This is a genomic window from Methylobacterium sp. WL103, from assembly GCF_008039885.1.
Classification (GTDB): domain Bacteria; phylum Pseudomonadota; class Alphaproteobacteria; order Rhizobiales; family Beijerinckiaceae; genus Methylobacterium; species Methylobacterium cerastii.
Window position 1 is genome coordinate 1 of the sequence record NZ_VRUX01000116.1, and the last position, 9,957, is coordinate 9,957.

Here is a 9,957-nt window from a genome sequence, read left to right on the forward strand (position 1 = left end):
AAAAGCATCTCGTCACCGCAAAACATCCAGATCGGCGCACGGTCATCCCCTCGGTCAGCCGGCCTTCAGGAAGACGACGCGACCGAAATACAACGCCGAGCCTCCACCGAGCGCTTACCCTTCGAGATCCCATGCGCGAGCTGGTCGGCGAAGAAAGCTGCGCCGCCTGCATCCGCATGTCGCCCGAGTGCGCCGACAAAGAGGCTGTCCACGAAGCCAGCATCGGTCTGGCCCGCATGCGTCGCGACGTACTCGGATGAGTTCAGCATCGCGTTGGCGACGTTGCCGAGCGCTTGGATCGCGCCGTTAGCCCCGCCGCTTGCCGCCGCCTGCTTCACCTGAGCTTCGAAGCCTTGGAGCCCGGTCGCATCAGGCGTCCGACCCAGGATCGCGTAGTACTCCCGCGCCACGGCGCTATCGATCGCGTCCGGCACGAACACGCCGGTGCTGAAGGCCTTAGCATCGACGCTCTGCGCCTCCGCACTCGTGGCGAACTGTACCGCCACCTGCGCCTGCGAGACGCCCGCGTTGAGCTCGTTGGTGAAGTAGGTGAGCGCGGCTCGGTCCGCACGCGACCCGCTGGCGGTCTCTTGGAACACATTGGAGCAGCCCTCGGCAGTCAGACGCTCGATCTGTGCGGCAAGGCTCTGATGGTCTGTAGAGACGCGCGCGTAGCCATAGATCATGCCTCAGCCGTGCACATGGATCATGCACGAAGAATGGACTGCGATCTCAGCGGCTTGGCTTCCGTGCACAATCCCAGGATCGCGCACCATACTGGCGCATGCCCCCGACCGTCGCCCTCATTGGCGGCGTACGCAGTATCTAGTGCACTGACACCGACTAACGAACCAAACCGATCATCGCTAACACGCGGCCAGAGCGAAGAAATTTTTGACCTGACGTGCACCTTTCGAGTGCGTCAGTGCACTAGGCACCCCGCTCCTTCGGCCGGTTCAGTACGCGTATCCGCAGCGGGCGACCGGCGACGGCGCCACCGAGACCGTCGGTGATCGGCAACGGGAAGCAGTGCGCTACAGATGTCAGCACCTCGGAGACGAAGGCCCTCTGGGTCTCCTCGTCGCCGACAAGCTTCGAGTGAGTGATCCTCGGCTTTCCCTGCAAGCTACCGTCGCGCTTAATGCTGAAGAGCAACGTCACTTCCGATCCGACCGAAGCCGCTGGGCCGCCGATTGACTGGGTGCAGGCGCCGAGGAGTTGCCACATCCCGTCTAGGGTGGACGTTGGTTCGGCTCTGGCGTCGACGGCGGGGAGGAGCAGGGGGATCGCGAGCATCAGGGAGCGCATAGCGTCACTCGATCAAGGTTTGCGGCGCGCAGAAAAGTCAGGGTCAATCCCGCCTTCCCTCATTCCGCACCGGGTCCGCTGATCGCACCTGCCGCTGCGGCGCTGAGGGCCGCGGTGATCGCAATGACAAAGGTCGTGGCGATCATCGGATACGCCTCCCATCCTCGGGGACGGCCGACAGGTCGACGTTGTACCCCTTGGCCGCCAGCGCTTCGAGCACGAGGTACTTCACCGTCACTCGGCGGTTTAGGGCTTCCTGGCGCAGGGCTGTCCATACCTCATCAGGGACTTCGAACTTGAGGGCCGATCCCTTCACCGGGGCAATGGGGGATTTGGGGGCTTGAGCCTTTGTGCTGATGGGCTCGGGGGTAGGCGCCTCTGTTGGCCCCGCTTCTGGTGCGCTCGACGTCCGACTGAAACCGAGGTCGCTGGTTGATGCGGCGAGCTGCTGGGCCTCCTCCGGGCTGGTGCGAGGCCGGGGCCGGGGAGCAGGCTGGAATGCGGGCTTCGTCATGTCGGTCATGCCGCCTGGTGCTGGTTGGCAAGGACTTCGAGCAATTCGCCGAGGATGCCGGCGACTTCCTGCAAGGCCTTCGGGTCGCCGTCAGGGTGAGCGGGCGTAGCGCCGGTGAAGTGGATCGATTGGTAGGCCGCTCGCTGGATGATCTCCGTCTTAAGGACGGGGATGGTCGCGCTCTGGATCTCTTGGCGGGCGTGTTGGGCGACACGACTTTGCAGGGGTGACATCTGCGTGAGGACCACGCGGGCTGGGATCGGCCGACGCAGCATCTTCTCTGCCCGCTGGACAACCTCGTAGGTGCGGAACACCTCCTGAAGGTCCATGCCGGACACCTTGCTCGGGCTCGCCGGCCTCCGTCGTGAGGCGCACGTCGGCCGGCGGCACCCAGGCGCCGGCCTCGTCCTTGTAGGTCTCGTGGACGACCATCCCTTGCGTGAACAGCCCGGCGAACGGCTCGGAGACGCCGGACCAGCCGGTCGCCTGCATCGCCCGCATGAAGAAGCGCGCGTAGAGCAGGTGCAGGATCGCGTGCTCGATGCCGCCGATATATTGATCGACGGCAAGCCAGCGGTTGACCGCCGCCGGGTCGGTCGGCCGGTCGGCGAGCCAGGGGGCCGTGAAGCGGGCGTAGTACCAGGACGAGTCGACGAAGGTGTCCATCGTGTCGGTCTCGCGCCGGGCCGCCGCGCCGCAGGACGGGCACGGCACGGTGCGCCAGGCGTGGTCGCGCTCCAGCGGGTTGCCGGGCTGGTCGAACGAGACCGCCTCGGGCAACTTCACCGGCAGGTCCGCCACCGGCACCGGCACCGGGCCGCAGGTCTCGCAATGGATGATCGGGATCGGGCAGCCCCAGTAGCGCTGGCGCGAGACGCCCCAGTCGCGCAGGCGGAACTGCACCTTTCGCGCTGCGACCGGCGCGCCGGACAGCACCTCGCCTTCGAGGCGACTCGCCACCGCTTCGAAGGCTTCGTCCGTGGTCAGGCCGTCGAGGTCGCGCGAGTTGATCATCCGCCCGTCGCCGTCGAAGGCGGTGTCGGTGATCACGAAGGTGGCCGGGTCCTGGCCCTCGGGGCAGACCACGGGGGTGTTGCCGAGGCCGTACTTGTTCGCGAAATCGAGGTCGCGCTGGTCGTGCGCCGGGCAGCCGAACACCGCCCCGGTGCCGTACTCCATCAGCACGAAGTTCGCGACGTAGACCGGCAGCGTCCAGGACGGATCGAGGGGATGGCGCACGGTGAGCCCGGTGTCGTAGCCGAGCTTCTCCGCGGTATCGATCGCCGCCTGGGCCGTGCCCATGCGGCGGCACTCGGCGATGAAGTCCTGCAACTTGGCGTCGCCGGGGGCCAGGGCGGTCGCCAGGGGATGGTCGGCGGCGATGGCCAGGAACTTGGCGCCGAACAGGGTGTCGGGCCGGGTCGTGTAGACCTCGACCTCCCGGATGGTCGCGTCGGCCGCGCGTTCCGCGAGGAGCGCCTCGGCGTCCGGCGACAACGCGAACCGGACCTGCAGCCCCTGCGAGCGGCCGATCCAGTTCTTCTGCATCAGCCGGACCTTCTCCGGCCAGCGCTCGAGCCCGTCCAGCGCGTCGTAGAGGTCCTGCGCGAAGTCGGTGATCTTGAAGAACCACTGCGTCAGCTCGCGCTGCTCGACGAGCGCGCCGGAGCGCCAGCCGCGCCCGTCGATCACCTGCTCGTTGGCGAGCACGGTGTGGTCGACCGGGTCCCAGTTCACCTTGGCGGTGCGGCGCGTGACCAGCCCCTTGCCGAGGAAGTCGAGGAACATGCGCTGCTGGTGCTTGTAGTAGTCCGGATCGCAGGTCGCGACCTCCCGGCTCCAGTCGAGCGATAGCCCCATGGATTGCAGCTGCCCGCGCATCGTCGCGATGTTGGCGTAGGTCCAGTCGCGCGGGTTGGTCTTGCGCTCGATCGCCGCGTTCTCAGCCGGCAGCCCGAAGGCGTCCCAGCCCATCGGGTGCAGCACCGCGAACCCCTTGGCCCGCTTGTAGCGCGCCACCACGTCGCCCATCGCGTAGTTGCGCACGTGGCCCATGTGGATGCGCCCCGACGGATAGGGGAACATCTCCAGCACGTAGTATTTCGGGCGGGCGTCGGCGTTGTCGGCCTCGAACAGGCGCGCCTGCGCCCAGGCCTCCTGCCAGCGCGGCTCGGAATCCTTGGCGTTGTAGCGCTCGAGGGTCTGGTGGCTGGGCGGGTTCGTCATGGCGTCGTCGGGAACCGGGATCAGGCGGGGCGGGCCGGGGAAGCGGCGGCGTTAGCACATTCGCGCCGGGCTCGGCCAACGGATCTACCTGCTCGGCCGAGGGCGTCGAGCGAGCGAGAGCTTTGCACCGCGGGCGCGATCCCGGCATTGAGGCGCCAGATCGCCTATGTCGATGCCGTGCCGCTGGACAGCGCGGCGGCGTGGACCACCTCTCACGCAGCGACCGCCGGACGCCCCCGAAGGACCCCGATGACCGACACACCGATCGATACGCCGCCGATCCCGGACAAGCCGCCCGTCGGCGAGGCGGACGTCGCCGCAGGCCTCGCCGAGGTGCGGGCCGGGATCGCCCGCGCGGCCGAGGATTGCGAGCGCGATCCGGCCGGGATCCATCTGATCGCCGTCTCCAAGACCGTGCCGGCGGAGGGCATCGTGCCGGCGCTGGAGGCCGGCCAGCGCCTGTTCGGCGAGAACTACGTGCAGGAGTCGAAGGCCAAGTGGCCGGCGCTCAAGGCACGATACCCGGACGTGGAACTCCATCTCGTGGGGCCGCTACAATCGAACAAGGCGCGCGAGGCGGTGGAGCTCTTCGACGTGATCCACTCGCTCGACCGGCTGTCGCTCGCCGCGGCGCTGGCCAAGGAGATCGCGCGGACCGGGCGCACGCCCAAGCTGCTCATCCAGGTCAACACCGGGGACGAGCCGCAGAAGGGCGGCGTGTCGCCCGCCGACCTCGACGTGCTGCTCGCCGAGTGCGTCGGCACCCACGGGCTGGCGATCCAGGGCCTGATGTGCGTTCCGCCGGTCGAGGACGCGCCCTCGGCCCATTTCGGCCTGCTCGCCGCGCTCGCCCGCCGGCACAACCTGCCGATCCTCTCGATGGGCATGAGCGCCGACTACGGCGCCGCGATCCAGATGGGCGCGACCCATGTCCGGGTCGGCACGTCGATCTTCGGGGCGCGGACGCGAAAGGCCTGACCAGCGCACGCGCCATCGCGAGTCCGCAGCCTCGGGAGAGGCGACGGCGTCGGCCATCGCAAGGGATCGAACATCGCAAGGGAAAGGACGTGGTGGGGGAAGTAGGACTCGAACCTACGAAGCTTACGCAGCGGATTTACAGTCCGCCCCCTTTGCCGCTCGGGACATTCCCCCAAAGGGCGGCCCATCGGGCCGCGCGGGGCTCTTATGGTGAGGGGGTGGCGGCGTGTCAACCGTGCGGGACGGCCCGCAGGGCAGGGCCGGCGCGTCAGCGCCCGACGGCGTTCGAGAAGCCGTTGATCACCACGACGCCGGCGACGATCAGGCCGAGGCCGAGCAGGGCCGGGGCGTCGAGGCTCTGCCGGAACACCAGCCAGCCGACGAGGGAGATCAGCACGATGCCGACGCCCGACCAGACCGCGTAGGCGACTCCCATCGGGATCGTCCGCAGGGTGAGCGCGAGGAAGAAGAACGCCACCGCGTAGGCGGCGACGGTGATCAGCAGCGGCACCGGCCGGGAGAACCCGTCCGACGCCTTCAGTGCGCTGGTGCCGACGACCTCGGCGACGATCGCGATCATCAGGTGGACCCAGTGCACGGCCGCAAAGCTCCCGGTTCGATGGATCGGCGGTTCGGGCCAAGCTTCGGAACCCCGCGCGCCCCGCTCAAGCCTCGCCGCCGCCGAGGACGAGGCGGAGCGAGCGAGCGAGCTCGTCGCGGCGGTAGGGCTTGTTGAGCACCGGCAGCTCGCCGCGGCCGATGACTTGGCCCTCGTCGAGGTCGGCGACGTAGCCGGAGGTGAGGAGCACCTTGAGGCCGGGGCGCAGGCGCTGCGCCTCCACCGCGAGCTGCGAGCCGTTCATGCCGCCGGGCATCATCACGTCGGAGAATAGGATGTCGATGCGCTGGACGTCCCGGAGATGGGCCAGCGCCTCCGCAGCGTTCCGCGCCACGACGACCTTGTAGCGCAGTTCCTCAAGGCTCTCGACGGCCATGGTGAGGACCTGCTCGTCGTCCTCGACGAGCAGCACGGTCTCGCCTTCGCCGGCGCGGCGCAGCGGCAGCACGCCGCGTTCGCCCGTCTCCGCCTCCTCGCCGGCGGGGTCGGTCGAGCGCGGGAAGCGCAGCCGGAAGGTGGTGCCGCGCTCCACCTCGGAGTCGATGGCGACGAAGCCCTTGGCGCTGCGGGTGAAGCCGTAGACCTGGCTCAGGCCGAGGCCGGTGCCCTTGCCGACCTCCTTGGTGGTGAAGAACGGCTCGAACACCCGCGCCAAAAGCTCCGGCGCGATGCCGCTGCCGGTGTCGGACACCGCGATCTCGACGTAGGCGCCCGGCGGCACGCCCTTGTCGGCCACCGCCGCGGTGTCGAGGCGGAGGTTGCGGCTGCGGATCTCGATCCGGGCGTGACCGGCGTCCGCCTCCATCGCGTCGCGGGCGTTGACGACGAGGTTGAGGATGGCGGCCTCGAACTGGGCCGGGTCGATGCGGATCGGGTCGAGGGCCGGGTCGAGGTCGAAGGCGAGCTCGATCGCGCCCCCGGCGGCGCGCTCGGCGAGCGGCCGGAAGTCGATGAGCAGGCGGTTCGGGTTGAGGGTCTGCGGCCGCAGCATCTGGCGCCGGGAGAAGGCGAGGAGCTGCTGCGTCAGCTGCTCGCCGCGCCGGGCCGCCGTCATCGCGGCGTCGGCCAGGCGCTTGACCCGCTCGACGTTGTCGGGCTTGCGCAGCACCATATCGAGGCCGCCGACGATCACCGTCAGCAGGTTGTTGAAGTCGTGTGCGACGCCGCCGGTGAGCTGGCCGATCGCCTCCATCTTCTGCGCCTGGCGCAGGGCCTCCTCGGTGTTGCGCTGGTCGGAGCGGTCGAGGACGATGCCGGCCATGCGGACGGGGGTGCCGTCGGCGCGGTACTCGGCCCGGCCCTTGGCCGCGACCCAGCGCACGGTTCCGTCGGGGCGCACGATCCGGCATTCGAGATCGAGCGTCCCGGCCCGCGCCGCCTGCGCGAAGGCCGCTTCCGCCGCCTCGCGATCCTCCGGGTGGATGTGGGCGAGGAAGGTCTGCCGGCCCCAATGCGGCAGCGGCGTGGCGTAGCCGAAGATCGCGTCGTGGCGGTCCGACCGACGCGCGGTGTCGGTGAGAAGATCGAGGTCCCACGTCCCCATCCCGGCGGAATCGAGGGCGAAGGCCAAGGTTTCGCGGGCGGCCTCGACCTCGCCGGTGCGCTCGGCGACCCGCCGCTCCAGGGTCTCGTTGGCGACCCGCAGGCGCTCCTCGGCCTGCTCCCGCTCGCGGATGTGCTCGCGCGCCTGGTACTGGCGCCGCCGCACCCGCAGGGCCGAGGCGACCGCGCTGACCAGGGTCTCGGCGTTGATCGGCCGCTCGAGCAGCACGACGTTGCCCAGGCGCTCCACCATAGCCGCGCCCTCCGCGGGGCGGCGCCCGGCCTGGCGCGTCGCCAGCATGATGAAGGGGAAGTCCGACCAGGGCGGCTGGCGCTCGATCCAGGTCCCGAGCGTGTCGGGGTCGACGTCGAGCAGGGCTTCCTCGGTGACGATCGCCGAACCCGCCCGGCCCGCGAGGGCGGCGAGCCACGCGGCCGCGTCGGCGCAGACGGCGACGCGGGTGCCGGACTTGGCCAGCAGCCGCTCCATCACCGCGGCGTCGCGCCCGTGCGGCGCCAGGATGAGGACGCGGGTCTCGTCGAGGTCGGGCTCGGTCATTCCGCCGGTTCGCTGCGCAGCATCGCGACCTTGCCGCCATAGGCTGGGAGTCCCGACAGCACCCCCTCGAAGTCGGTCAGCGCCTCGCCGACCTGGATCCCGCCGCGGGAGAACCGCAGCTCGCGGATGGTGCGCTCGTGGGCGTTGACCCGGCTCTTCACCGTCGAGAGCGCGGTGCGGACCTCGCCCTTGGCCTCGAAGTAGCGGAACAGCAGGATGCCGTCGCTGAGGTAGCTCAGGTCGAGGTCGGAGCGCACGTCGCCGATGACGCCGTGCTGCCCGAGCACCAGCAGCGTCGTGACGCCCACCTGGTTCAGGTAGGTCAGCAACTCGTGCATCTGCAGGATCAGGAACTGCTCGCCCGGCATCGCGTGGATGTAGGCGTTGAGGCTGTCGAGGGCGACGAAGGTCGCGCCGCGTCGCTCGACCGCCTCGCGGACGCGGCAGGCGAACTCGCCCGGCGCCAGCTCGGCCGGGTCGACCTGGGCGATGGTGAGGGTGCCCGCATCGAGATGCGGCTGCAGGTCCATCCCAAGCAGGGCGGAGCGCGCCAGCAGCGTCGCGCGTCCCTCGTCGAACAGGAAGTAGGTGGCCCGCTCGCCCCGCTCCAGCGCCGCCAGCATGCAGCGGACCGCCGTCGTGGTCTTGCCGGCGCCGGACGGCCCGAGCAGCAGGGTGTTGGTGCCGCGCACGAGCCCGCCGCCGAGCAGCAGGTCGAGGCCGGGCGCGCCGGTGGAGCGGGTGACCGGCGCGAAGTCGACGCCGTGCTCGGCGGCGACCAGGGTCGGGAACAGCGCGATCCCGCCGGTCTCGAGGATGAAGTCGTGGTAGCCGCCGCGGCTCTTCACGCCGCGCATCTTCAGGACGAGGAGGCGGCGGCGGCCCGCGCCGAAGTTGCGCTGGTTGTGTTCCAGCAGGAAGACGCCGTGGGCGATGCTGTGGAGCTGCACGTCGGCGGTGCCGTCGTCGAGCAGGAACACCGTGCAGCCGCGTGCCGCGAAGAGCTGCTTCAGCGCCAGAATCTGGCGGCGATAGCGCAGCGGGTTCTGAGCGAGCAGCCGCAGCTCGGACAGGCTGTCGAACACCACCCGGTCGGGCTTTGCCGCGTCCACCCGCTCCATCACCTCGCGGACGGTCTCGCCGAGCTCGACCTCGGAGGGGTGCAGCACCGACTGCTCGCTCTCCGGATCGAGGCCGAGCTCGTTGACCAGCTCGTAGAGCTCGACCCCGTCGAGCGACCAGCCGTGCGAGGCCGCCGAAGAACGCAGCTCGTCCGCGCTCTCCGACAGGGTGACGTAGAGGCAGGTCTCGCCGCGGGCGACGCCATCGAGCAGGAACTGCAGGGCGAGCGTGGTCTTGCCGGTGCCGGGCGTGCCTTCGAGCAGGTAGAGGCGCCCCTTCGTCAGGCCGCCGGCGAGGACGTCGTCCAGTCCCGCCACCCCGGTCGAGAGGGTCTCGCGGGAGAAGGAGGCGACGCGGGTTGGTTGATCCATCGGCTTCGCCATCACGGATGTGGTGCAGTCACCTGCGGAAGAAGCAGCCGCCTGCGAGAGATGCAGTCACCTGCGATGGAAGGCGTGCCGGCGACGGGCCGGCGCACCGTGCGAGGTGCCTATGGCGCGGCGCCTCGCCCGACACGAACGATCTCGCCTCGACGGCACCTGCCTTTGCCTCAACGCGGGGCGCGCCGATAGGTCCCCTCGGTCCGCAGCCCGCCAAGGCGCCGGTCGCGACAATTCGGATCGTCCTGACCTCGTCGCTTTGCGCCTATGTCGCAGTATCATCCGGCTCTGCCGGGCGTTCCCAAGATCCGCTCGCCGACGACTTTTCAGGACACCATGCTTCGACTGCTCATCGCGGACGGCAATGCGCGCGAAGACCGCGCGCAGCACGTCACGGCCACCGGACGCACCTCGGCCGAATCCTACGCCGACGTCGTCCACGCCTACCACCCCGAGGCGCAGTGCCGCCTCGTCAGCCCGGCCGACGCCGACGCCGGCCTGCCCGAGGGCGCGGGGCTCACCACCTACGACGGCGTGATCTTCACGGGATCGACCCTGAAGGTCGCCGAGCGCAGCCCGGAGGTGATGCGCCAGCGCGATCTGATGCAGGCGGCGCTGGAGGCCGGCCTGCCGGTGTTCGGCTCGTGCTGGGGCGTCCAGCTCGCGGCGGTCGTCACCGGGGGCGACGCCGGCCCCAACCCGCGCGGCC

8 protein-coding genes, 1 tRNA gene and 1 pseudogene are annotated in these 9,957 nt (G+C 69.8%); 2 read left to right on the forward strand and 8 right to left on the reverse strand.

Annotated features, from left to right (window positions below; translation table 11 throughout):
- Positions 1 to 65 precede the first annotated feature (65 nt).
- The 4 genes and pseudogenes from FV222_RS09805 to leuS form a co-directional block, all read right to left on the reverse strand.
- Positions 66 to 686 (reverse strand): DUF4214 domain-containing protein, encoded by a 621-nt coding sequence (locus FV222_RS09805; RefSeq protein ID WP_147814062.1) that lies wholly within the window; start codon positions 684 to 686, stop codon positions 66 to 68.
- 244 nt (positions 687 to 930) lie between these two features.
- The gene (locus FV222_RS09810) at positions 931 to 1,296 is read right to left on the reverse strand and encodes a hypothetical protein (protein WP_147814064.1); all 366 of its coding nucleotides are present in this window, start codon (positions 1,294 to 1,296) and stop codon (positions 931 to 933) included.
- Between the two features lie 154 nt (positions 1,297 to 1,450).
- Positions 1,451 to 1,831 (reverse strand): hypothetical protein, encoded by a 381-nt coding sequence (locus tag FV222_RS09815; RefSeq protein ID WP_147814066.1) that lies wholly within the window; start codon positions 1,829 to 1,831, stop codon positions 1,451 to 1,453.
- A gap of 360 nt (positions 1,832 to 2,191) precedes the next feature.
- Positions 2,192 to 4,048 (reverse strand): annotated as a pseudogene (gene leuS / locus FV222_RS09825) (leucine--tRNA ligase); the annotation flags it as partial.
- Between the two features lie 249 nt (positions 4,049 to 4,297).
- On the opposite strand from leuS, the gene FV222_RS09830 reads away from it, so the two are divergent.
- Positions 4,298 to 5,026 carry a YggS family pyridoxal phosphate-dependent enzyme gene (locus FV222_RS09830; protein ID WP_147814068.1) on the forward strand — a complete coding sequence of 243 codons (729 nt, stop codon included), beginning with the start codon at positions 4,298 to 4,300 and terminating at the stop codon, positions 5,024 to 5,026.
- A gap of 90 nt (positions 5,027 to 5,116) precedes the next feature.
- Here FV222_RS09830 and FV222_RS09835 read toward each other — a convergent pair.
- From FV222_RS09835 to FV222_RS09850, 4 genes are all read right to left on the reverse strand, one after another.
- A tRNA-Tyr gene (locus FV222_RS09835) sits at positions 5,117 to 5,200 on the reverse strand.
- Between the two features lie 94 nt (positions 5,201 to 5,294).
- The gene (locus tag FV222_RS09840) at positions 5,295 to 5,624 is read right to left on the reverse strand and encodes a multidrug efflux SMR transporter (protein WP_281406881.1); all 330 of its coding nucleotides are present in this window, start codon (positions 5,622 to 5,624) and stop codon (positions 5,295 to 5,297) included.
- A 67-nt stretch (positions 5,625 to 5,691) separates the two neighbouring features.
- Entirely contained in the window at positions 5,692 to 7,746 is a 2,055-nt protein-coding gene (locus FV222_RS09845; protein ID WP_147814070.1) for a PAS domain-containing hybrid sensor histidine kinase/response regulator, read from the reverse strand.
- Positions 7,743 to 9,239 (reverse strand): ATPase domain-containing protein, encoded by a 1,497-nt coding sequence (locus tag FV222_RS09850; protein WP_147814072.1) that lies wholly within the window; start codon positions 9,237 to 9,239, stop codon positions 7,743 to 7,745. Before FV222_RS09850 ends, FV222_RS09845 begins: the two co-directional genes overlap by 4 nt.
- 345 nt (positions 9,240 to 9,584) lie before the next feature.
- Here FV222_RS09850 and FV222_RS09855 point away from each other — a divergent pair.
- Positions 9,585 to 9,957, forward strand: a 373-nt coding sequence (locus FV222_RS09855; protein WP_187277288.1) for a gamma-glutamyl-gamma-aminobutyrate hydrolase family protein, incomplete at its 3' end; no start/stop codon positions are given.